A 23,986-nucleotide genomic window follows, 5' to 3' on the forward strand; every position below is an offset into this window, starting at 1 on the left:
TGTAAGTGTGGTAACATATTTAGCTGACTGATACTAATAGGTCGAGGGCTTGACCAATAATAATTAAGTATATACAAAATATGTGCAATTTTGAAAGAACAAATCTTTCAAAGTAAATCTGGTGATGATGGCATAGAAGTAACACTCCTTCCCATTCCGAACAGGAAAGTTAAGATCTATAGCGCCGAAGGTACTGCATGGGAGACTGTGTGGGAGATTAGGACGTTGCCAGGTTAGCGGCTCGATAGCTCAGTCGGTAGAGCAGAGGACTGAAAATCCTCGTGTCACTGGTTCGATTCCAGTTCGAGCCACCATGGCGCTATAGCCAAGTGGTAAGGCAGAGGTCTGCAAAACCTTTATCCCCAGTTCAAATCTGGGTGGCGCCTCCAAAAAAAACCTTGAACATAAGTTTCAAGGTTTTTTTGTTTTGAGAAATATAAGATTATAAATAGTAATTAAAAAAATATCCACAAAAGATAAATAAAGATAACAACTTATCCACAAAATATATACTTTTTGTTAATATTTAAATAATTTATTGTGAATAAATATTAAAATAGAGAGTATTTACTCTCTATTTTAATTAAACATATCTTTTTTATATAAGACAAATGCAACTAAAGCACAGATGCTGAAGGTTAACCCCATAACTATTGAAAATGCATTAGGATTTTTATCTGATAGTGGTAGAATAATATTCATACCAAATATTCCACTTATAATTGTAGGAATTGCCATAAGTATAGTTACTGAAGCTAAAACTTTCATTACTATATTTAAATTATTTGAAATAACTGATGCAAAAAAGTCCATTGTACTAGCTAATATATTACTATATATTTCAGTCATTTCTATAGCCTGTTTATTTTCTATAATTACATCCTCTAAAACATCCTTATCATCATCATATTTTTGCATTATTTCTAATTTTAGCATTTTTTCTAAAGTAATTTCATTTGCTTTTAATGATGTAGAAAAATAAACAAGAGATTTTTCTAATGAGTGCAGTTGAATAAGTTCTCTATTTTTCATTGATTTATGCAATCTTTTTTCTATCATTAAGCTTTTTTTATCAATTTGTCTTAAATATAATAAATAATAAGTAGATATTCTATTTAATATTTGAAGTATAAATCTGGATTTTTTAAATGTAAAGAATGATTTTATTCTACAATTAGCAAAATCAGTGATTATTTTACTATTTTTAAGGCAAATAGTGATTAATTGTTTGCTAGTATGTATTATTGCTAAAGGATAAGTATCATATGTTAGTGAATTATCCTCCATTTCTGTAAACGGAATGTCCACAATAACTAATATAGCATCATTTTCAATATCAATTCTAGAAGTTTCTTCATCGTCCAATGGAGCTTTTAAAAAATCAAGAGATACACCAGTTTTTTTAGAGATTAGTATTAATTCTTCATCAGAGGGTGCAACTATATTTATCCAGCAACCATTTTCAATAGTATCTATAATTTTTAAAGTTGGATTAGATTCACTTACACTTTTATAAATTTGAATCAATGTAAACCACCTCCTAACATATATTATACTATTATAATCTGAATATAAATAATTCGCTACTAATACTGTTTAAAAATTAAATTTTAAATATAAAAAACTTACTAAAATAAAGTAAAAGGTTGTTAAATTTTAAAATCTAGTGTTATTTTTAAATTAATAGGGAATATAATAGAATATAACTAAATCGAGAAGATTTTAAGTATAGATTTATATACAAAACCTTAGTATAATCATAATGTTATTTTAATTTTAATATATGGGGGAAATATAAATGCATAGAGAGGTAGTTGTAAGGAAAAAAGCACCTGTTATAGCTACATTAATACTTGTTATTACTATAATGTTATATTTATATCAAGGAATAAGTAACTTACAGATAAATAATATAATAATTATTAAGGCAATAAATAGTTTAATTATTATGTTAACTGTTAGTATAGTATTTTTACAACTAGCAAGATGTAAAATAGCATATAAATATTCTATAATTGCAAATAAACTTATTATTAACAAAATTATTTCGAATCAGGAAAAAAATTTAGAAAGTATAAGTTTATCAGAGATTGTATACATAGGTAAAAAATATTATATACCAAAAGAATATGTTGCAAAGAACAAAGGTAATTATTTTTGTGAAGTAATTAATACTAAAAGTTATTGCTGCATATACAAAAAACAAGATCAATATTATAAATTTAGTTTTAATCCAAGTGATAAACTAATACAAAGGTTAAATACAAATAATAAAATAAAGGCATAGATATTATATTTATATAAACAAAGAAATTCTACTAAAGCAATATTTTAGTAGAATTTTTTTATTATTTAAACAATTTGTAAAAAGGTAAATAATATAAAAATTATTTATATTATTTAATAAAAAAGTCTTCTTTTACTTCTTTTAATAAGTTTTGATTTTCTATTAGATCCATTCCTGTAAAGGCTAGAGAAAGTGCAGCAATTTTGGCTTGTTTAAATGCGAATTCTGACAGTGTAGCTTGTGCAAACTCATTAGAACCATATTTGATATTACTATTATTTATTATAGATATATATGGATGAATACAAGGTACTTTATGGCTAACATCACCTAAGCTTAATCCTGCATATACATCTTTAGAAGAAGCAATATCTATTATTCCATTTTCTTTTAGATTATGACTAAATAATCTATTAAGTGTTCTATTAGTTATTAGTTCTTTGTTAGAAGGTTCATACAAGGAAATGGTATGATTTATTCCAGTTAAACTAGATACAGATTCAGCTATAGTTCTAAGTTTGTTATCAATAAGTTCTGCAGTTTTGTAATTGTCACTTCTAATGTAAAATTTCGCTTCTGCCTCTGCTGGTAATAATAATGGAGTATATCCACCTTTAGATAAAATATAGTTTATTTCTAAGTTTTTAGGAAATCCTTTTATAAGAGAATTTAATATATTAAAATTTAATAAAACGGCATCCAGAGCTGTATATGTATTTTTATTTAAAAAACTTAAACCATCTGTTCCTTTATATTCTATACTTAATGGAATTATTGCTGATGAAGATCCACTTTCACTTGTTGATATATCTGGATGAGCAACCATTACAACATCAATATCATCAAAAACACCTTGCTTACTCATAATAGCTTTACTACCACCTAGATATTCGCCAGGACAGCCTATAATAATAACTGATCCACCAATTTTATCTATTATATGGCCTAAACATAAGGCAGCTCCTACAGAAATAGTACTTAATATATTATGTCCTGTAATATGTCCATATCCTTCTACAGCATCGTATTCACATAAATAACAGATTTTAGGATGACCATTACCTTTTTTACATATAAATGCATTAGGTATATTTAAAAAGTTTTCAGATATGTTAAAATTATATTTTTTTAATAGATTGCAAATATATTTAGAACATTTAATCTCATTATAACTTGTTTCAGGATTATTATATAAGTAATGTCTTAATTCATCTAGCTCATTATTACAAGTAGATAAAAATGAAATGATTTCTTGTTTCATAAATCAACCCTCCCATAATCATTTAATATTATTTTTTCTAATAATTAAAAAAATATTTATATATTATAATGAAATATTAACTATAACCTTAAAAAGTGGATTAAAAAGTTTTACTTAAGTCAATATTAAAACTAAAGGAAACTATTAAGGGGGAATAAATTTGATGAATAAAAAATGTTTTGTATGTAGTAAGTTTGATGATAATGGTATAATATTAAACGGGAAAAAAATTTGTAATAGATGTGAAAATGAAATTATAAATCTGTCTATTATAAATCCTGAATATAATTATTATAAAAATAAGATAAAGGCTATTTTGTTTAAAAAAGATTTATAAAATTATGTAGTAGTCAGATTTTTATTAAATTAATAATGTATATTGATAGCTGTATTTTTATATACGGCTAATTTTTATTATAAAATTAAATATAAATAATATCGTATAAATTTATAGGATATTATTTATTGTCTTTTTTATATAGTATTATTAACATGGGGGAATTTTTTTATGGAAAAAGGTAAATTAATTATAATAGAAAGTGGTTCTGATGCATCAGGAAAAGCAACACAAGCACAAAAATTGTATGAAAGATTATTAAGAGAAGAATATAAAGTTAGAAAAATAACTTTCCCTAATTATGAAAGCCCTGCTTGTATGCCAGTTAAAATGTATTTAAATGGTGATTTTGGGAAAAAACCAGAAGATGTAAATGCTTATGTAGCATCAACATTTTATGCTGTTGATAGATTTGCTTCATATAAAACTGAATGGGAAGAGTTTTATAAAAATGGTGGAATAATAATTGCAGATAGATATACAACATCTAATATGGTTCATCAAGCAGTTAAAATGGAAGAAGAAGAAAAAGATAAATTTTTAAATTGGTTATATGAATTAGAATTTAATTTATATAAATTGCCTATACCAGATTGTGTAATATTTCTTGATGTACCACCAGAAATAAGTCAAGAACTTATGAAAGATAGAGCTAATAAATTTACAGGAGAAAAGGAAAAAGATATACATGAAAAAGATAAACAGTATCTAATAAATTCATATAATAATTCTTTAAAAATAGCTGAAAAATATAGTTGGAATAAAATAAAGTGTAATAATGGTAATAGATTAAAAAGTATAGATGAAATTCATAATGAAATTTATAATAAATTAAAAAAATATATTTAAAATATAAATTTTATAATTAAATATTTAAAGTAAAAAAATGATTACATATTTATGTTAGAATTATATAATAATAGTATATTACTTTAGGGGGAATAATAAATGAAATTAGTTATTGCTATTGTTCAAGATGAAGATGCTCCAGATGTACTAGATTCATTAACAGATAAAGACTTTAGAGTTACCAAACTTGCTACTACAGGTGGTTTTTTAAAAGCAGGAAATACTACTTTGATGGTAGGGGTAGAAGAGGATAAATTAGATCAAGTAATTGATATAGTAAAAGATATATGTAAAAAGCGAAAAGAGATCGTAGTATCACCTACACCATTAACAGGTAATGATGGAGGATATATTCAACAATGTCCTATGCAAATTAATGTAGGTGGAGCCACTATATTTGTTGTTGATGTAGATAAATTTATAAAGATATAAGGAGAGTAAGCATTGAGAGAAATCATTGGACATAAAAAAATTATTAATGGATTTAATAAAAGAAAAATAAATGATTCTTTTTCTCATGCTAATTTAATAATTGGTGATGATGGAATTGGCAAGAGTATGTTAGCAAATTATCTTGCCAATAATATTTTGGGTGTAACTTATGATAGAGAATATGTAGATATTATAAATTACTATCCTTCACTTAGTTCATTTGGTGTAGATGATATAAGAGCTATTATAGATGAGACTAATAAAAAGCCTTATGAAGGGGAGAGGAAAGTTCTAATATTACATAAGTGTAATAAATTAACTATATCAGCTCAAAATGCTTTATTAAAAACTATTGAAGAACCACCAAAAGGAGTATTTCTTATATTATTAAGTGAATCATTAGAATTAATTTTAGATACTATAAAATCACGTTGTCAAATATATAAACTAACTCCATTATCTAAGGAAGAAATGTTAGAATATATAAAATATAATTATAGTAATTTAGATGAAAAGGATATAAGATCTGCTTTAGCATATAGTGAGGGAATACCTGGGAAAATAGATAAATTTATTAAAGATGAAAAGTTAAAGATTTTAAGAGTTTTATTACTAGAGTTATTAAAAGATGTTGTGGAAAAAAATAAAGATCTAGTCTTAAAATATAAAGAATCGTTAATTATTGCGAAGGAAAGTCCTGAAGATTTATTAAATATATTAATTTCTTATATAAGGGATATTATGTTTTTAAAAGAATTAGATAATGAAGATTTAATTATAAATTTTGATAGTTTATATGAAATAAAGGATATCTCATTAGGAATATCTTATAAAAAACTTAATTGTATGTTAGAATACATTAGAGAAGCGAGGGTTAATTTAAATAGTAATACAAATTATTCAATGGCCATAACTGTATTACTTATGGGATTTGCGGAGGTATAATTTATGATAAAAGTTGTTGGAGTGAGATTTAAAAAAGCAGGTAAAATTTATTACTTTGATCCTGTAGATTTTTCTGTTCAAAAAGGGAACTATGTAATAGTTGAAACTGCTAGAGGTATAGAATTTGGTGAATGTGTTATAGGAATAAAAGAGATAAGAGATGATGAAATAATATCACCATTAAAACCAGTTATAAGGATAGCAGATGAAAAAGATATTCAAAAACATAAAGAAAATAAAAGCAAAGAACAACAAGCATTGGATATATGTTTAAAGAAAATACAAGAGCATAATCTTAAGATGAAATTAATAGATGTTGAATATACATTTGATAATCACAAAGTAATATTTTACTTCACAGCAGATGGAAGAATTGATTTTAGAGAGCTAGTTAAAGATTTGGCAACAATATTTAAGACTAGAATAGAATTAAGACAAATAGGTGTTAGAGATGAAGCTAAAATGATAGGTGGATTAGGACCTTGTGGTAGACCTATGTGCTGTTCTAGCTTTTTGGGAGATTTTGCATCAGTATCAATAAAGATGGCAAAAGAACAGAATCTTTCTTTAAATCCGACTAAAATTTCAGGAATATGTGGAAGACTTATGTGTTGTTTAAACTATGAGCAGAGTACATATGAAGATATAAGAAAAAGGCTTCCTAAAGTAGGTTCTATAGTTGAAACAATAGACGGAACTGGTGAGGTAGTTGAAAATTTAACTGTTAAAGAAAGTGTAAAAGTTAAATTGAAACTAGGCGATGAAGAAATAATAAATATGTATAAAATTGAAACTGTAAAGTTAATATCAGGAAGTTATGAAGATTCAGTAGAGGATTCAGATATAAAATTGGAAATTGAATCTGAAGAAGATAAAAAATTATTGAAAGAATTAATTAATGAAGAAAAATAAAGAAAAACAAAGAAAAATCTCTTAAATTGGTAAAAAAAATAGCCTATAAAAAAGTACTTTATTGATAAAGTACTTTTAAAACATTAAAATACATGATAGAATGTAGAGGGTTAATTATGATACAATTATAGGAGGTGTTTTAGATGGCATTTGTAATTAATGATTCATGTGTTAGTTGTGGAGCATGTGCTGGAGAATGTCCAGTTAATGCTATAAGTCAAGGAGATGCATACTACGTTATCGATGCAGATACTTGTATTGATTGTGGAAACTGTGCTAATGTTTGTCCAGTTGGTGCTCCAGTTCAAGAATAGTAGAAAAAGATCGTCTTATGACGATCTTTTTTTATTTGGACAAGTTTTCAAATATAGAGTTTTAAATCATATAAATATAAAAATTTATTTTTGTATTATTAGATTCTTATAATAAAATAGTAAAATTTAATCTAATGGAGGAGATAAAAATAATACGTTATTTTTAGAATAAAAATTTAAACTATTAAGGTCCACTACATTTGATTTAATTTTAGTTATATTTTTCATAGATATTAAAAAATGTTTTGCATCATCTAAATAAAGTGAAGAACGAAATGTTTTATAATGAATAGGAATTATATATTTAGGGGAAATAATTTTACTTATCTTTGAAGCTTCTTCTCCATTTAAGGTAATATGTCCACCAACAGGAATAAGTAAAATATCAATGTTATCTAATTTATTTAAAATTAATTTTGATGGAATATGCCCTAAATCACCTAAATGACAAATCTTTAAATTTTCCAATCTAAAAATATATATTATATTAGGACCTCTTTTTATTCCATTACATTTATCATGAAATGATTTTATACCCTCAATTTCAATAAAATCAAATTTAAATAAGCCTGTTTCATTAATAATTTCTGCATTATCGTTAATATTATCTAAAAAAGAGTGATCAAAATGATTATGACTTAATGTTACAATATCGGATTTAGGAAAATTATTATTATAACCTATAGATTGATTAAATGGATCTATTAATATTCTTTTTCCACTTGATGTAGTTATCAAGAAACAAGAGTGTCCATACCAAGTTAGTTTCATAAAAATGGTTCCCTTCTTAATTTAAATAACATATAATAATTTAAATAATATTTTTAACAATTAAATTAAAAAATATTCAGTTTAAGAATAGAATTAATTATACTATTTAAAATAATAATATAAAATAGTATAATAATATAAGGTCAAAGTAAGTCAAAAACAAAAAAGTGAACTGATGTTTAGGTAGGTGAAGTTATGGCAAAACTTTCAGATATAATAGAAGAATTTATAAAAGAAATGTTTAATGATAGTAATAATAATATAATTTTAATACAAAGAAATGAATTAGCAGATCAATTTAGTTGTGCACCATCACAAATAAATTATGTATTAACAACAAGATTTACTTATAATAAAGGATATTTGATTGAAAGTAAGCGTGGCGGTGGTGGGCACATAGTTATAAAACAATTAAATCATGAAGGTTCTAATGAAAGAGAAACAATAATAAATCAAAGTATAGGAAATTCAATAACATATCATAATGCTGTAGATATAATAGAAAATTTATATGAATCAAATATAATTACAGATAGAGAATGTGAATTAATGAAGATAGCTATAAATGATAGAACTTTAATTTTAACAGAAAACAGAAATAAAGTAAGAGCAGAAATTCTTAAAGCTATGATTATGGTTAGTTTATCTTAAAAAGTGGGGGATTTATATGTTATGTGAAAAATGTAAAAAAAATGAAGCAAGAATTAATTTAGTTAAAGTAGTAAATGGAGAGAAAAATGAAATTTGGTTATGTGAAAATTGTGCAAAGAATATATCAGATATTCCATTTATAAATTCTATAAATGAAATAAGTGGGTTACAATTTGAAAATATATTAACAGGACTTTTAAATAATATAAGCGCAAATAAAACAAAATCCAAAGAACTTGTTTGTCCAAAATGTAAAATGAAATATTCAGAATTTGAAAAACAAGGAAAGTTAGGTTGTGGTGAATGCTATAATGTATTTTCAGAATATATAAAACCTATTGTGAAAAGAATATATGGTAATGTAAAACATGTAGGTAAAATACCAAAATTTGATGGTGAAACTTTAATTAAGAAAAGAAAGATTATAAGACTAAAACAAGATTTACAAAAAGCTATTAAATTAGAAGAATATGAAAAAGCTGCAGTTATAAGAGATGAGATAAAAGAAATGGAAACATTTATATTTAAAGAAGATATAAGTGATAAAATCTTTACTGTAAAGGAGGAAAAGGACAATGAAAAACTGGATTAATGGCGAATGTAATAACAATAATATAGTTATAAGTAATTCAATATGTTTATCTAGAAATTTAAAAGAAGTGCCTTTTTCTAATAGATTAACGCCAACAGAGGCAAGAAAAAATATAGGATTGATTTATAATATATTAAAAAATGAAATACTTGATGAAGAACCTAATCTTTATGAAATCTGGAATGAAGATAAGTTATTGATAAAGAGCTATTTAGATAAACAATTAATAACAAAAGAATTAATTAAAAATAGTGATAAAACAGCATTTATTTTAAATAAAGATGAAACTCTTAGCATTATGATAAATGAAGAGGACCACATAAAATTACAATGTGTAGGTTCTGGTTTAGATTTACAAGAGTCTTTTAATGTACTTACAAAAATTGATGATAAAATAGAGAAAAATGTACATTATGCTTTTGATGAAAGTTTAGGTTATTTAACAACACATCCAACTAATTTAGGCACAGGAATGAAAGTATCAGTAAATGTACATTTACCAGCATTAACTTTTAATAATGAAATTGAAAACTTTGGGAAGGGATTAACCCAAATTGGAATGTCTATAAAATGTATTTTTGAAGACAATAAAAATACTTATGGTAATATTTATAAAATTTCTAATCAAGTTACATTAGGACTTACAGAAGAAGAAATAATTGAAAATTTAAAAGGTGCAGTAATGAGTGTAATTAGTGAAGAAAAAAAATTTAGAGAGGTCTTATTATCTAAATGTAAATATGAAGTAGAAGATAAAATTTATAGAGCATATGGATTATTAAAATCAGCAGTTCTTTTAGGTGAACAAGAAGCTACAGAGCTATTATCTAGTGTAAGAATGGGAGTTGAACTTTCATTAATAGATATTGAAAGTAGTAAATTGAATAAATTACTAGTATTTACAAGAGATTCTTCACTTCAAAATTATTTAGGTAAAAAACTTTCAGGCACTGAACTTAATTATGAAAGAGCTAAAATTGTGAGAAGCATATTAGCAGTAATTTAGTGAGTTTAAAGGAGGGATTTAAAATGGAGTATAATAGGTTTACTCAAAGAGCTCAATCAGTAATATTAGAAGCTCAAAGTGAATCACAAGATTTTAAACATGGATATGTTGGTACCGAACATATATTATTAGGTTTATTAAAAGAAGATGGATATCAAGTTAAATTATTAGGAGAATATGGCATCAATGTAGATATTGTAAGAGATATGGTTAGAAGATATTTAGGTTATGGTGAAATACAAATGCCAGAAGAGGATATTTTATTAACCCCAAGAGCAAAAAGATTATTAGATGAAAGTTTTATAGAAGCTAAGAATTTAAAACATAAGTATGTTAGTCCTGAACACATATTAATAGCATTAATAAAACAAGAAGAAGGTATGGCTTATACAATATTAAAAAACTTAAAGTTAGAATTTAAAAGTTTAAAGAATGATTTAATATCATTTTTAAGTGGTAAATATGATGATAATTTAGATGAAAGTTTGCAAGAAAAATCTAAAAAAACAAAAACGCCTATGTTAGATAAATATGGAAGAGATTTAACTCAGTTAGCAGAAGATGGAGTTTTAGATCCAGTTATTGGAAGGGAAAATGAAAATCAACGTGTTCTAGAAATATTATGTAGAAGAATAAAAAATAATCCTTGTTTGATAGGTGAACCAGGAGTAGGTAAAACAGCTGTAATAGAAGGGTTAGCTCAAAGAATAATAGATGGAAATATTCCAGAACTATTAAAAAATAAAAGAGTAATTTCGCTAGATCTAACAGCTATACTTGCTGGTGCTAAGTATAGGGGAGAATTTGAAGATAGATTAAAAAAGATAATGAGTGAAATTGAAAAAGATAAGAGTGTAATAATTTTTATAGATGAAATTCATACAATAATAGGAGCAGGTGCAGCAGAGGGCGCTATTGATGCCTCAAATATATTAAAACCTGCGTTAGCTAGAGGAGAAATCCAGTGTATAGGAGCAACCACAATAGATGAGTACAGAAAACATATTGAAAAAGATCCTGCCTTAGAGAGGAGATTTCAACCTGTAAATGTTGGAGAACCATCGAAGGATGAAACATTAAGCATATTGAAAGGTCTAAGAGATAAATATGAATCTCATCATAGAGTTAAGATTACAAATACAGCTTTAGAATCGGCTGTTGACTTAGCTGATAGATATATAGCGGATAGATTTATGCCTGATAAGGCTATTGATTTAATAGATGAGGCAGCAGCAAAGGTAAGAATTAAAAATTTAGTTCCCCCTAATGATTTAAAGTCTATAGAAGATAAAATCAATAATATAATAAAAGAAAAAGAAGAATGTATTAGAATTGAAGATTTTGAAAAAGCTGCAAATATGAGAGATACAGAAAACAGATTAAAAGAACAATTAGAAAATATGAGAAAAGAATGGAGTAATCAAAATTCAATACATGAATTAATTGTTGATGAAGATGATATAGCTGAAGTAGTATCTTCTTGGACCAAAATTCCTGCAAAAAAACTTACAGAGAAAGAAAGTGAAAAACTACTTAAACTTGAAGAAATTTTACACAAAAGGGTTATAGGACAAAATGAAGCAGTAAAAGCTATATCAAAGGCTGTTAGAAGAGCTAGAGTGGGGATTAAAGATCCAAATAGACCAATAGGAACATTTATCTTTTTAGGCCCCACTGGGGTTGGTAAAACTGAACTTTCAAAGGCTTTAGCTGAAACTATGTTTGGTGATGAAAATAGTATTATAAGGATTGATATGTCAGAGTATATGGAGAGTAGTTCAGTAGCAAGGCTTATAGGAGCACCTCCAGGATATGTAGGATATGAAGAGGGAGGACAATTGACAGAAGCTGTTAGAAGAAAACCTTATTCAGTTATTTTATTAGATGAAATTGAAAAAGCTCACCAAGATATATTTAATATATTACTTCAAATTATGGATGAAGGAAGACTTACTGATGGTCATGGCAAGGTTGTAAATTTCAAAAATACTATAGTTATTATGACTTCAAACGTAGGGGCACACCAAATAAAGAAACAAAAAGTAATCGGATTTAATGCAAGTTTCGATGAAAATTCTGAATATGAAAAGATGAAAGAAAATGTTCTTGAAGAATTAAAGAAAAGTTTTAAACCAGAATTTTTAAATAGAATTGATGATACAATAGTATTCCATAAATTAAGAGAAGAAGACTTATTATCTATTGTTGATTTAATGCTAAAATCTATTAGCAAGAGACTTGAAAATAAGAATATACATTTAGATTTTGAAAAGGATAGTAAAAAGTTTTTACTTAATAAGAGAACTGATTTAAATTATGGTGCAAGACCGTTAAGAAGATTAATTACCAAAGAAGTAGAAGATAAATTAAGTGAAGAAATTCTTTTAGGAAATATAAAAATTGGTGATAGACTTAAAGTAAAGGAATATGATAATAATCTAGTTTTTAATAAAATAGAATAACTGTAATATAGTTTAGATTAATTATATAGAGTATGAATGGAGATATAACTATTATTTAAAATATATTATATCTTCATTTTTTATATTAAATATTTTTAAAGACTAAAGATTATAGTTTGGGGATATTTGTATTTTGAAGTAATGATTATAATAGAAAATTTAACTTAGAATTCTATTTCATATGTATTTATTAAATAAATTTTAGTGATAATAATTATAGAGTATATTAAGGTGATTTTTAGAGAATAAGTTTATATTTAATTATTAATATGATATATTATTTGTAAATAATAATTATTAAATAATAAAACAAGCTGAAGAGAGGAGAATATATATGGAAAAGGAAATAAAAGAATTAGATTTAGTTATAATCGGAGGGGGACCATCAGGTCTTACTGCAGCAATTTATGGAGCTAGAGCTAAGTTAAAAATGATATTATTAGAAGAAAAAATTATAGGAGGTCAGATAAATAATAGTTATACTATAGAAAATTATCCGGGATTTCCAAAGATAAGTGGTCAAGACCTAGCAAAACTTTTAAAAAAACATGCAGAATCCTTAAATATTAATATAGATGAATTTGATTTAATTAAAACTATAAAGTTATCAGATAAAGAAAAAATAATAGAAACAGAAAATTACATTTATAAACCTAAAACAATAATAATTGCAACTGGAGCATCACCTAAAAAGTTGCCTGCTAAGCATGCAGATAAGTATGAAGGAAGAGGTGTTCATTATTGTGCTGTATGCGATGGAGCGATATATCAAAATAAAGAAATAGGAGTTGTCGGTGGAGGAAATGCTGCATTAGAAGAAGCGATCTTTTTAACAAAATTTGCGAAAAAAGTTATTATAATTAGGAGACATGATTATTTTAATGGAGAAAAAGCTTTAATAGAAGAGGTGATGAATCATCCTAAAATTGAAGTTAAGTTTAATGAAGACCTTATTGAACTAAAAGGAGGAAATTTTTTAGAGAAGGTGATACTTAAAAATGTTAACACTGGTGAAGTTACAGAGTTAGATTTAGATGCTATTTTTGGATATATTGGAACTGAACCAAAAACCTTAGGGTTAGATGATTCCATAAAATTAAGTGATCATGGTTATATACTTACAAATGAAGATATGGAAACAAACATAAAAGGAGTATATGCAATCGGAGATGTTCGTGAAAAAAAATATAGACAAATTACAACAGCTGTAGCTGATGGGACAATAGCACTTTTAAATGCAGAAAAATATATATTTCAAAATAAATAATATCAATCTAGTTTAGAAAGTTTGAAGATGAATAATATTAGAATATAGACAATATTAATAAATATAGGTCTGAAAATAACATTATTCTATTATTTTCAGGCCTAGATTTATGACTATAATATTGTTGGAATTTATTTAGAAATAGCTTTATTAATAGCAATTTTATCAAAACCAATAATAATATGATTATCAATATCTAAAACGGGCACTCCCATTTGTTTAGATTTATTTATCATTTCTTCTCGGGCAATCATATCATCTTGGACATTAAATTCTTTAAATTCAACATTTTTAGATTTTAGATAATCCTTTACCTTAACACACCAAGGACAAGATTCTGTAGTATAAATTTTGATCATAAAAAAACCTCCTTAAATAATAATAATTATTATTTAATTATTATAACGTTTTATAAGTTATATCTCAATAGTATGTATTATAAGTTTTATTTTATTAAATTACCATTTTCGAGATTTGAATTTAGAATCATGTTAGAGAATTCATTTTGTGAATAAATATTGTTGAAATTATTATTTAAGGTATTTTGTTGGTTACTTCTTAATATATTTTTACCAGAAATATTAATATTTTCAAAATAATCTTTATTTAACATATAATCATCTCCTTAAAGTTATATAAATAGTTTCTCTAATAAACAAAATATTTATACAAAGATACATGAACTAAGATACAGAGTATATTTAATGAAATTAATTTTATATATGGATAAATTTTTATTTTAATATAATATTTACTTGGAGATAAAGCACTTGTTTTTGCTGATAATTTTTATTAAATGGTATAATTAATATAAAAGTTTATGTTATTATAAAATTATTAATTATATATATAGTAATTTTGAATCTTATGATAAAGAAAGGAAAATATATGGCTAAAATAAAGTCTGTATACATTTGTCAACAATGTGGATATGAATCTCCTAAATGGCTAGGAAAATGTCCTTCATGTAGCAGTTGGAATACATTTAATGAAGAATTAAAAAATAATGATAAAGCAATTTCTGCATTAAAAGTTAATAGTATAGTGCAAAATAATTCTCCTAAAACTATTACTGAAATACAATCAGGAGAAAAAGAACGTTATGATACTGGAATTAATGAACTTAATAGAGTTTTAGGTGGAGGATTGGTTAAAGGTTCTTTAACATTAATATCAGGAGACCCTGGAATAGGAAAGTCAACATTATTATTACAAACTGCAAATAACATTTCTCTAAAATATGGAAAGGTACTTTATGTTTCAGGAGAAGAATCAGAGGAGCAGATAAAAATCAGAGGAGATAGATTGGGAGTAAATAGTTCAGATTTATTTATAGTATCCGAAACTAACTTAGAGGCTATTTCCGTATATATTGAACAGCTGAATCCTAAATTTGTTATTATAGATTCAATTCAAACTATATTTAAAGATAATATTTCATCAGCGCCAGGAAGTGTTTCACAAGTTAAAGAATGTTCTAATACTATTATGAGAATGTGTAAGAAAAGTAATGTACCATTCTTTTTAGTTGCACATGTAACAAAACAAGGGGAATTAGCAGGTCCAAGAGTCTTAGAACATATGGTAGATACTGTATTATATTTTGAAGGTGAGCGAACAGAAGAATATAGAATTCTAAGAACTATGAAAAATCGTTTTGGAACTACCAGTGAAATAGGGGTTTTTGAAATGGAGCAAGAAGGGTTAATAGAGGTATTTGATCCTTCTAAAATATTTTTGGAAGACACAAGCTTTAATCAAGAAGGTTCAGTAGTAATTGGTATTATGGAGGGGACTAGACCTATATTAGTAGAAATCCAAGCACTAGTAACTGAAACTAATGCACCAATGCCAAGGAGAACAGCAGTAGGAATTGATAATCAAAGATTAAGTCTAATTTTAGCGGTTTTAGAAAAGAAATTAAAGCTACCTTTTTATAACAAGGATGTTTATGTAAATGTAGTAGGAGGATTTAGCATAGATGGGACAGCGGCTGATTTAGGTTTAGCATTAGCATTGTTATCTAGTGCCAAGTCAAGAAACTTTAAATTAGAAAAAACACTTATTGTTGGTGAAGTAGGATTAACGGGGGAAATAAGGCCGATATCATCAACCGAAAGACTAGTTAAAGAAGCTGAAAAATTAGGATTTAGAAATGTAATTATTCCAGAAAGAAATAAAGAAAAGGTAAAAACTGATAGTATAAATGTAATAGGAGTTGGACATTTAAAGGAAGTAATAAGTAAGATATTTTAAAGAAGAATAGGTGAGTGTATGAGAATAGAAAAGGGAATGAAAATAAAAGATACATTAAAGATGATGTGCCCAGGCACTCAGCTAAGAGAAGGACTTGAAAATATATTAAGGGCCAAAACTGGTGGATTAATTGTAATTGGAGATAGTAAAGAAGTAATGAGTACAGTAGATGGTGGGTTTACTATCAATTCAGATTACAGTCCTTCTTATGTATACGAATTAGCTAAGATGGACGGGGCAATTGTAATAAGTGAAGATTTAAAAAGAATTGTATGTGCAAATGCACAGTTAATACCGGATGCATCTATAATGACATATGAAACAGGAACACGTCATAGAACTGCACAAAGAATTGCAAAACAAACTAACAATATAGTAATTGCTATATCTCAAAGAAGAAACATAATAACCATTTATAAAGGTGATATAAAATATGTGTTAAAGGAAAGCAGTATAATTTTAGCTAGAGCAAATCAAGCTATTCAAACATTAGAAAAATATGTAGCTGTATTAGAACGCGTTATTAATAACTTAAATTTATTAGAATTTCAAGATTTAACTACTCTTTTTGATGTAGTTACAGCAATTCAGAGAACAGAAATGGTTATGAGAATTGTTGAAGAAATTAATATGTATATTTTAGAACTAGGTAATGAAGGTAGACTTATTTCTATGCAACTTAGTGAATTAATTAAACATATAGAACGTGATGGAATATTATTGATTAGAGACTATTGTAAAGAAGAGTCTACATATAGCGAAGTATATGAACAAATACAAAAATTAAGTGCGATAGAGATTCTAGATTTAGATTCTATTGCAAGGGTATTAGGTTATGCAGGAGTTCCACTTATTGATACACTTATATCTCCTAAAGGTTATAGAATATTAAGTAAGGTTCCAAGAATACCATCAAATGTAATAGATAATTTAATTAAAGAATTTAGAGAATTAAATAGTGTAATAGAAGCAGATACTGATGAACTTGATAATGTAGAGGGTATAGGTGAAGCTAGAGCAAAAGCTATTAAAAATGGGTTAAAAAGAATAAAAGAGCAAATATTTTTAAATAAAGAGATATAAGAGAAGTTTAGACACATTAAAAAAATAATAGACTAGTATGCTAGTTTATTTAATCTGTTATTTTATAGGCCTTATATTAATAAAATAAAAAATGGCATTATTAATACAAAAAAATCGGCGTTATTATTAAAGTAAGCCGATTTTTTTATTTAAATTATTATCTAAAAGTAAATTTACCCAGAGTATTTATCTTATTGTATTCTTTAATTAACACATCATATAAATTTATATCTAAATCATTACATAATGATGTTAAGTAGAAAAGATTATTACCCATCTCTCTTTCTATAATTTCACGGCAACTTTCACAAAGTTCTCCAGTTATATGAGTATTTAGACAATTACTCAAATTATCTAGGGAATCGTCTTCATTAGGTAAAGACTGTTTAGAAGCATTAATTTCCATACACCCACAATTAGTAACTGCTTTTGCAATAGCTCTATTCACTCTAGCACTAGATTCACTATATTTTGTAAGTATATCTAAAATACTTTTATGTCTTAACAAAGAATCATTTACGGAATTTTGAAAATCGTCAAATATTATATCTTTCATACGCCTCAACTCCTTGATATAATTTAATATTACTGTAAGGTAATTATAAATATTTTCAGACTATTTTGTCAATAATGGATTAAGAACTAGAATACATGTATATAATACAAAAGAATTATATTAATTAATAGGGGGATTTTAATAAACTTAATAAATTATTCATTTTAGATAAAGATATAGTATGATATAATTAATAGCAGTTAATACAAAGAATACATTAATATTAAATATTTACCGAGCAATTTAGGAAGGGGTGACTTATTTGTTAAAAAGGATAGTAAGAGGGATTTTTTCTGCCATAGGGTTAATGATTGGTTATATTATAGCAAGCTCTTTATTAAAGATACCTGATATTAGAGAAATAAAATATTTATCAACAGTAACTGGATCAATAGTATTTCTTGTGATTATTTCGTTATTATTTGGAATTATATTATTTATTATTTCACCGTCTATATATAAATCTATTTCTAATGTAGTTGAATATGTTGAAAAGAATATTCAAAAATTAACATTAACTGAAATTATTTGTGGAGCATTAGGTGCTGTTATAGCACTAATATTAATGACTTTTATAGCTAATCCTATAAATGGAATTCATGAATTTTTTGGGCCTATTTTATTTATATTATTAAATTTAGTAGCAGCCATAATAGGTGCGGATATATTAATAAAGAAAAAAGATGATATGATAGGACTTCTTGCGAATATAAAAAAACCAGTAGTTAAAGAAAAGAAATCTAAAAGTAATCCAGTTAAAGGGATAGCAAAAGTTTTAGATACATCAGTTATAATTGATGGAAGAATATTTGATATTTGTGAAACTGGGTTTATAGAAGGACCATTAGTAATACCAAATTTTGTATTAGATGAGTTAAGACATATATCAGATTCTTCAGATTCTTTAAAAAGAAATAGAGGACGAAGAGGGCTTGATATATTAAATAAAATACAAAAAGAACTCTCTATTGAAACACAAATCTGGGAGGGAGATTTTCCTAAGATAAATGAAGTTGATAGTAAGTTGTTAAAGCTTGCACAAACTTTAAACGGAAAAGTTATAACTAATGATTATAATTTAAATAAAGTAGCAGAAGTTCAGGGAGTACCTGTATTAAATATAAACGAATTATCAAATGCTATAAAGACGGTAGTGCTACCAGGAGAAGAAATGGTAGTCGATATGATTAAAGATGGAAAAGAGTCAACACAAGGTGTCGGCTATTTAGATGATGGAACGATGATAGTTGTAGAAGGCGGAAAGAAATACATTGGAGAGACAATTACTGTTATAGTTACATCAGTTTTACAAACGGCAGCAGGAAGAATGATTTTTGCAAAGCCTAAAGAAAATTAAAAGATAAGGAGACTTTTCTAAATGGTTAGTGCGATAGTAGTAGCTGGTGGAAGAGGTAAAAGAATGGGCACTGTTCAAAGCAAACAATATATTGATTTGAATGGCAAGCCCATTCTTTATTATACTATTAAAAAATTCTTAGAAAGTAAGTTAATAGATAATATTATTTTAGTAGTGCCAGCAGATGAAATAGAATATTGTAAAAAAGAAATTTTAGAATCTAATTTATTAAAAGTTAATAAAATAGTAGCAGGAGGAAAAGAAAGAAACGATTCAGTATTTAATGGATTAATTGAAGCAAAAGGTTCAGATGTTGTATTGATTCATGATGGAGTAAGACCTTTTGTATCAGATAGTATAATAGAACAAGCAATAAAATATGCTGAAAGATATGGAGCTGCAGCACCTGGTGTTATGCCTAAAGATACTATAAAACTTAAAGATAAAAATCAATTTTCGATAAATACTCTAAATAGAAGTGATTTAGTAGCAGTTCAAACCCCACAATCATTTAAGTTTGATCTAATTTATGATTGTCACAAAAGAATAAGAACAGAAAATGTTTTAGTAACTGATGATACTATGGTTGTTGAACATTTTGGAAATAAAGTTTATCTTTATGAGGGTGAGTATACTAATATAAAAATAACAACGCCGGAAGATTTAGTTATTGGAGAATATTTTATATCAAGATAGTCATTATACAATGTGTTGACAGCTAATTTACAAAAAGTTATAATGAATTAAGTTAATTATAAGAATATCAATATAAACGTTGATGAAGAATAGTAAAAATCATTTTTGCAGAGAGAAAATCCTTGGCTGTAAGATTTTCAACTAGATTTTGAACCAGCTTCGGAGTAATAGGAAAAAACTATCGGTTTAATACCGTTATCATTATTAGAGAACAAATTTAGGTGGTACCGCGAGTATAAGTTCGCCCTAATCATATAGGGTGGGCTTTTTTTGTTTCTTAAAAATCACTTTATATAAGGCACATTAAAGTGTCTAAAACTATTTATTTGGAGGAAATGTAATTATGAAAATGTCTAATATGCTAATATCTACATTAAGAGAGGTTCCAGCTGAAGCAGAAATTGATAGTCATAAACTTATGCTTAGATCAGGAATGATAAGAAAGATGGCTTCAGGTGTATATAATTATATGCCTTTAGGACTTAAAGCTCTTAAAAAAATCGAGGATATAATAAGAGAAGAAATGAATTTTGCAGGTGCACAAGAATTTTTAGCATCGGCTATGATTCCAGCAGAGTTATGGCAATCATCTGGAAGATGGGATGCTTATGGTGCAGAAATGTTTAGATTAAAAGATAGAAACGAAAGAGATTTTTGTTTAGGACCAACTCATGAAGAAGTATTTACTGATATGGCAAAAAATGAAATTAAATCATATAAGCAATTACCAGTAAATTTATATCAAATTCAAACTAAATATAGAGATGAACGTAGACCTAGATTTGGAGTTATGAGATCAAGAGAATTTATAATGAAAGATGCTTATAGCTTTGATAAAGATCAAGAAGGATTAGATGTTTCATATAATAAGATGTATGAGGCATATGTTAAAATATTCAATAGATGTGGTTTAGATGCAAAATGTGTTGAAGCAGACTCAGGAGCAATCGGTGGATCAAATTCAGCAGAATTTATGGTTAAATCAGAAGTTGGAGAAGATGATATTGTTTTTTGTAGTAAATGTGACTATGCTGCTAATATTGAAAAGGCAACTACAAAATTAGGAGAAGTTCAAAAAGAGGAACTAATGGAGTTAGAAAAACTATCTACTCCTGATAGCAGAGGGATAGATGAAGTATCAGAATTTTTAAATATATCTTCTAAAAAGACAGTTAAAACTTTATTATATAATGTTGATGGGAAAATTATTGCTGTATTTGTAAGAGGAGATAGAGAAGTTAATGAAGTTAAAGTTGCTAACGCTTCAAAGGCTTCAGGAGATATAGAAATGGCTTCTCATGAAGAGTACAAAAATGCAACAGGTTGTGATATTGGATTTGCTGGACCAATAGGTATAAAGGCTGATTTAATATTAGTAGATGAAGAAGTAAAGAATATGTATAACTTTGTAACAGGAGCAAATGAAACAGGATATCATATTAAAAATGTAAATTATGGACGTGACTTTGAAGGTGTAGTTGGAGATTATAGAAATGTAGAAGAAGGTGAATCTTGTCCGATTTGTGGAGAAAAAGTTACAATAGCTAGAGGTACAGAAGTAGGACATATTTTTAAATTAGGAACTAAATACTCAGAAGCTATGGATGCTAAATTTATCGATGAAAATGGTAAGGAAAAACCATTTATAATGGGATGCTATGGAATTGGAGTTACAAGAACAATGGCATCTATAATTGAACAACATAACGATGAAAATGGAATAATATGGCCATTGTCTGTTGCTCCATACCATATTTCGGTAATACCTGTAAATGTAAAAGATGAACAACAAGTTAAAATTGCTAATGATCTTTATGATCAATTGCTAAGATTGGGTGTTGAAGCATTATTAGATGATAGAAATGAAAGAGCCGGAGTTAAATTTAAGGATTCGGAAATAATGGGAATTCCTATGAGAGTAACAGTAGGAAAGAAAATTACAGAGGGAGAAGTAGAATTTAAACTTAGAAATGCTGAAATGGAAGTAATAAAAATAGAAGAAGTTTGTCAAAGAGTAAAAGGAGAATTTGATAAAAATAATTTAAAATTAAAATAATGTAGGAGGCAAGAATAAATGAAGATATTTAATACTTTAACGAGAAAAAAAGAAGAATTTATCCCTATTACTGAAGGGAAAGTTAAAATGTATGTTTGTGGACCTACGGTATATAATTTTTTTCATATAGGAAACGGAAGAACATTTATAGTATTTGATACTATTAGAAGATATTTTGAATACAGAGGATATGAAGTTTCATTTGTTCAAAATTTTACCGATATAGATGATAAAATGATTAAAAAAGCTAATGAAGAAGAAACAACTGTAAAAAATATTGGAGACAAATATATTGAAGAATATTATAAAGATGCTGATAGGCTTAATATAGAAAGAGCTACAGTAAATCCTAGAGCAACTGAATATATTACAGACATTATAGAATTTGTTAAATCGTTAGTGAATAGAGGATTTGCTTATGAAATTAACGGAGATGTATATTTTAGCACTAAAAAGTTTAATGAATATGGTAAGTTGTCAGGTCAAAATTTAGATGATTTACAAGCAGGTGCTAGAATTAATGTAGATGAAAGAAAGAATGATCCGATGGATTTTGCAATATGGAAAGCACAAAAGCTAGGTGAACCAGCATGGGAAAGTCCATGGGGACTTGGAAGACCAGGATGGCATATTGAATGTTCTTGTATGGCTAAAAAAATATTAGGAGAAACTATTGATATACATGGAGGTGGAATGGATTTAGCATTCCCACATCATGAAAATGAAATAGCACAAAGTGAAGCTCTAACAGGTGAAAATTTAGCTAATTATTGGATGCACTCAGCATTTGTTAATGTAGATAATAAAAAAATGTCAAAATCATTAAATAACTTTTTTACTGCTAGAGAAATACTTGAAAAATATGATGCTGATGTAGTAAGATTCTTAATGTTATCTGGACATTATAGAATCCAAATAAATTTTAGCCAAGATTTATTAGAATCAGCTAAAGCGTCAATTGAAAGATTATATAATTGCATAAATAACTTAGAAAACTTAATTGATGAAGTAAATGAGAATAAAATTAGTGAAGAAGAAGTAGTATATTTAAAATCATTAGATAAATATAGAGATAAATTTATTGAAAAAATGGATGATGATTTTAATACAGCAGATGCAATCTCAGTATTATTTGATTTAACTAAAGATATAAACAGCAATGTTGGAATTAATTCATCAAAAGAATTATGCGAAAAATCTTTATTAGTAATTAGAGAATTAGGTAAACCTCTTGGTATACTTCAAAAATCTACAAAGCAAGATTTAGATTCTGAAATACAAGCATTAGTTGATCAAAGACAACAAGCTAGAAAAGATAGAGATTTTGCTTTAGCAGATAAGATAAGAGATGATTTAAAAAATAGAGGAATTGTTTTAGAAGATACTCCTCAAGGTGTTAGATGGAAAAAGGTAGATTAGATGTATAGGGCTGCAATTTGCAGCCCTTAATTTAAAGGAGAACTAATATGTTAGATGACTTAAAAGTAAAAGAATTTAGTAAAGATAAAGCACGAATGCTTAATCCACTTCAATTGGCATTAATAGGCGATGGTGTATATGAAATTTTTATAAGGACTTATATTTTATCAGAAAATGAATCATTAAATGCAAATAAGATGCATAAAAAAGCAATTAGATATGTGAAGGCTCAAGGTCAAGCACTTATAATGCACAATATAGAAAGTTTGTTAACAGAGGAAGAGCTTGGTGTATATAAAAGAGGGAGAAATGCTAAATCTCCAACTGTACCAAAGAATGCAGATGTAAGAGATTATAGAATGGCAACAGGATTTGAGGCATTAGTTGGATATTTATATCTTATTGGTAATAAAGAAAGATTAGAATTTATTTTAAGCAAAAGTATAGAAGTTTTAAATGAAAAAGAGGTGTAGAACT

The 23,986-nt window shown here is 26.6% G+C and carries 25 protein-coding genes, 2 tRNA genes, 1 rRNA gene and 1 other annotated feature; of the genes, 22 read left to right on the top strand and 6 right to left on the bottom strand.

Translation table 11 applies throughout. The features are described from left to right. Positions 1 to 117: 117 nt before the first annotated feature. The 3 genes from rrf to KYD98_RS09540 all read left to right on the top strand — a co-directional run bounded on the left by rrf (position 118) and on the right by KYD98_RS09540 (position 389). Positions 118 to 234 (top strand): 5S ribosomal RNA (gene rrf, locus KYD98_RS09530). A 4-nt stretch (positions 235 to 238) separates the two neighbouring features. Then, a tRNA-Phe gene (locus KYD98_RS09535) sits at positions 239 to 314 on the top strand. Between the two features lies 1 nt (position 315). Beyond that, positions 316 to 389, top strand: a tRNA-Cys gene (locus KYD98_RS09540). Between the two features lie 190 nt (positions 390 to 579). Here KYD98_RS09540 and KYD98_RS09545 read toward each other — a convergent pair. Further along, entirely contained in the window at positions 580 to 1,527 is a 948-nt protein-coding gene (locus KYD98_RS09545; RefSeq protein ID WP_219779576.1) for a magnesium transporter CorA family protein, read from the bottom strand. 271 nt (positions 1,528 to 1,798) lie between these two features. Here KYD98_RS09545 and KYD98_RS09550 point away from each other — a divergent pair, with 271 nt between their 5' ends. Further along, positions 1,799 to 2,287, top strand: a complete 489-nt coding sequence (locus KYD98_RS09550) for a DUF6106 family protein (RefSeq protein WP_219779579.1) — start codon at positions 1,799 to 1,801, stop codon at positions 2,285 to 2,287. Positions 2,288 to 2,396: 109 nt separating this feature from the next. On the opposite strand, the gene KYD98_RS09555 is transcribed toward KYD98_RS09550, so the two are convergent. After that, a complete protein-coding gene (locus KYD98_RS09555) occupies positions 2,397 to 3,548 on the bottom strand; it encodes a zinc-binding metallopeptidase family protein (RefSeq protein WP_219779581.1) in 1,152 nt (383 codons plus the stop codon). 163 nt (positions 3,549 to 3,711) lie between these two features. Here KYD98_RS09555 and KYD98_RS09560 point away from each other — a divergent pair, with 163 nt between their 5' ends. The 6 genes from KYD98_RS09560 to fdxA all read left to right on the top strand — a co-directional run bounded on the left by KYD98_RS09560 (position 3,712) and on the right by fdxA (position 7,337). Beyond that, the gene (locus tag KYD98_RS09560; protein WP_258049730.1) at positions 3,712 to 3,885 is read left to right on the top strand and encodes a sigma factor G inhibitor Gin; all 174 of its coding nucleotides are present in this window, start codon (positions 3,712 to 3,714) and stop codon (positions 3,883 to 3,885) included. A gap of 171 nt (positions 3,886 to 4,056) precedes the next feature. Further along, complete coding sequence (locus KYD98_RS09565; RefSeq protein ID WP_219779585.1) at positions 4,057 to 4,734, top strand: dTMP kinase; 678 nt, start codon at positions 4,057 to 4,059, stop codon at positions 4,732 to 4,734. Between the two features lie 99 nt (positions 4,735 to 4,833). Beyond that, positions 4,834 to 5,166: a cyclic-di-AMP receptor gene (locus KYD98_RS09570; RefSeq protein ID WP_219779586.1), complete on the top strand. Its 333-nt coding sequence runs from the start codon at positions 4,834 to 4,836 to the stop codon at positions 5,164 to 5,166. 12 nt (positions 5,167 to 5,178) lie between these two features. Continuing rightward, positions 5,179 to 6,111, top strand: coding sequence for a DNA polymerase III subunit delta' (locus KYD98_RS09575; protein ID WP_219779588.1), 933 nt, complete (start codon positions 5,179 to 5,181; stop codon positions 6,109 to 6,111). A gap of 3 nt (positions 6,112 to 6,114) precedes the next feature. Next, the gene (locus tag KYD98_RS09580; RefSeq protein ID WP_219779590.1) at positions 6,115 to 7,023 is read left to right on the top strand and encodes a PSP1 domain-containing protein; all 909 of its coding nucleotides are present in this window, start codon (positions 6,115 to 6,117) and stop codon (positions 7,021 to 7,023) included. A gap of 143 nt (positions 7,024 to 7,166) precedes the next feature. Further along, on the top strand, positions 7,167 to 7,337 hold the full coding sequence (gene fdxA, locus KYD98_RS09585; protein ID WP_219779592.1) for a 4Fe-4S ferredoxin: 171 nt from the start codon (positions 7,167 to 7,169) through the stop codon (positions 7,335 to 7,337). A 126-nt stretch (positions 7,338 to 7,463) separates the two neighbouring features. On the opposite strand, the gene KYD98_RS09590 is transcribed toward fdxA, so the two are convergent. Then, positions 7,464 to 8,108: an MBL fold metallo-hydrolase gene (locus KYD98_RS09590; RefSeq protein ID WP_219779594.1), complete on the bottom strand. Its 645-nt coding sequence runs from the start codon at positions 8,106 to 8,108 to the stop codon at positions 7,464 to 7,466. A 195-nt stretch (positions 8,109 to 8,303) separates the two neighbouring features. Between KYD98_RS09590 and KYD98_RS09595 the strand changes: the two genes are divergently transcribed. From KYD98_RS09595 to KYD98_RS09615, 5 genes are all read left to right on the top strand, one after another. Then, on the top strand, positions 8,304 to 8,759 hold the full coding sequence (locus tag KYD98_RS09595; RefSeq protein ID WP_219779596.1) for a CtsR family transcriptional regulator: 456 nt from the start codon (positions 8,304 to 8,306) through the stop codon (positions 8,757 to 8,759). 16 nt (positions 8,760 to 8,775) lie between these two features. Beyond that, positions 8,776 to 9,351 (top strand): UvrB/UvrC motif-containing protein, encoded by a 576-nt coding sequence (locus KYD98_RS09600; protein ID WP_219779598.1) that lies wholly within the window; start codon positions 8,776 to 8,778, stop codon positions 9,349 to 9,351. Then, the gene (locus tag KYD98_RS09605; RefSeq protein WP_219779600.1) at positions 9,335 to 10,357 is read left to right on the top strand and encodes a protein arginine kinase; all 1,023 of its coding nucleotides are present in this window, start codon (positions 9,335 to 9,337) and stop codon (positions 10,355 to 10,357) included. Before KYD98_RS09600 ends, KYD98_RS09605 begins: the two co-directional genes overlap by 17 nt. Before the next feature lie 23 nt (positions 10,358 to 10,380). Beyond that, positions 10,381 to 12,819, top strand: a complete 2,439-nt coding sequence (locus KYD98_RS09610) for an ATP-dependent Clp protease ATP-binding subunit (RefSeq protein ID WP_219779602.1) — start codon at positions 10,381 to 10,383, stop codon at positions 12,817 to 12,819. Positions 12,820 to 13,153: 334 nt separating this feature from the next. Beyond that, on the top strand, positions 13,154 to 14,086 hold the full coding sequence (locus tag KYD98_RS09615; RefSeq protein ID WP_219779603.1) for an NAD(P)/FAD-dependent oxidoreductase: 933 nt from the start codon (positions 13,154 to 13,156) through the stop codon (positions 14,084 to 14,086). 131 nt (positions 14,087 to 14,217) lie between these two features. Here KYD98_RS09615 and KYD98_RS09620 read toward each other — a convergent pair whose 3' ends face one another. Together KYD98_RS09620 and KYD98_RS09625 are read right to left on the bottom strand one after the other, a co-directional pair. Beyond that, entirely contained in the window at positions 14,218 to 14,445 is a 228-nt protein-coding gene (locus KYD98_RS09620; protein ID WP_219779605.1) for a glutaredoxin family protein, read from the bottom strand. Positions 14,446 to 14,531: 86 nt separating this feature from the next. Then, positions 14,532 to 14,699 carry a hypothetical protein gene (locus KYD98_RS09625; protein WP_219779607.1) on the bottom strand — a complete coding sequence of 56 codons (168 nt, stop codon included), beginning with the start codon at positions 14,697 to 14,699 and terminating at the stop codon, positions 14,532 to 14,534. 275 nt (positions 14,700 to 14,974) lie between these two features. Between KYD98_RS09625 and radA the strand changes: the two genes are divergently transcribed. Further along, positions 14,975 to 16,342 (top strand): DNA repair protein RadA, encoded by a 1,368-nt coding sequence (gene radA, locus KYD98_RS09630; RefSeq protein ID WP_219779609.1) that lies wholly within the window; start codon positions 14,975 to 14,977, stop codon positions 16,340 to 16,342. Positions 16,343 to 16,360: 18 nt separating this feature from the next. Beyond that, on the top strand, positions 16,361 to 17,425 hold the full coding sequence (disA, locus tag KYD98_RS09635) for a DNA integrity scanning diadenylate cyclase DisA (RefSeq protein ID WP_219779610.1): 1,065 nt from the start codon (positions 16,361 to 16,363) through the stop codon (positions 17,423 to 17,425). Positions 17,426 to 17,582: 157 nt separating this feature from the next. On the opposite strand, the gene KYD98_RS09640 is transcribed toward disA, so the two are convergent. After that, a complete protein-coding gene (locus KYD98_RS09640; protein ID WP_219779611.1) occupies positions 17,583 to 17,981 on the bottom strand; it encodes a DUF1573 domain-containing protein in 399 nt (132 codons plus the stop codon). Between the two features lie 262 nt (positions 17,982 to 18,243). Between KYD98_RS09640 and KYD98_RS09645 the strand changes: the two genes are divergently transcribed. From KYD98_RS09645 to KYD98_RS09665, 5 genes are all read left to right on the top strand, one after another. Next, on the top strand, positions 18,244 to 19,338 hold the full coding sequence (locus KYD98_RS09645) for a PIN/TRAM domain-containing protein (protein WP_219779612.1): 1,095 nt from the start codon (positions 18,244 to 18,246) through the stop codon (positions 19,336 to 19,338). A 21-nt stretch (positions 19,339 to 19,359) separates the two neighbouring features. After that, the gene (gene ispD, locus KYD98_RS09650; RefSeq protein ID WP_219779613.1) at positions 19,360 to 20,034 is read left to right on the top strand and encodes a 2-C-methyl-D-erythritol 4-phosphate cytidylyltransferase; all 675 of its coding nucleotides are present in this window, start codon (positions 19,360 to 19,362) and stop codon (positions 20,032 to 20,034) included. Positions 20,035 to 20,104: 70 nt separating this feature from the next. Beyond that, positions 20,105 to 20,286 (top strand) — a binding site (T-box leader). 91 nt (positions 20,287 to 20,377) lie between these two features. Continuing rightward, complete coding sequence (locus KYD98_RS09655; protein WP_219779614.1) at positions 20,378 to 22,090, top strand: proline--tRNA ligase; 1,713 nt, start codon at positions 20,378 to 20,380, stop codon at positions 22,088 to 22,090. 18 nt (positions 22,091 to 22,108) lie between these two features. Next, positions 22,109 to 23,509, top strand: a complete 1,401-nt coding sequence (gene cysS, locus KYD98_RS09660) for a cysteine--tRNA ligase (RefSeq protein ID WP_219779615.1) — start codon at positions 22,109 to 22,111, stop codon at positions 23,507 to 23,509. A gap of 47 nt (positions 23,510 to 23,556) precedes the next feature. Next, the gene (locus KYD98_RS09665) at positions 23,557 to 23,982 is read left to right on the top strand and encodes a Mini-ribonuclease 3 (protein ID WP_219779616.1); all 426 of its coding nucleotides are present in this window, start codon (positions 23,557 to 23,559) and stop codon (positions 23,980 to 23,982) included. Positions 23,983 to 23,986 lie beyond the last annotated feature (4 nt).

Source organism: Clostridium weizhouense, from assembly GCF_019431045.1.
Classification (GTDB): Bacteria; Bacillota; Clostridia; order Clostridiales; family Clostridiaceae; genus Clostridium; species Clostridium weizhouense.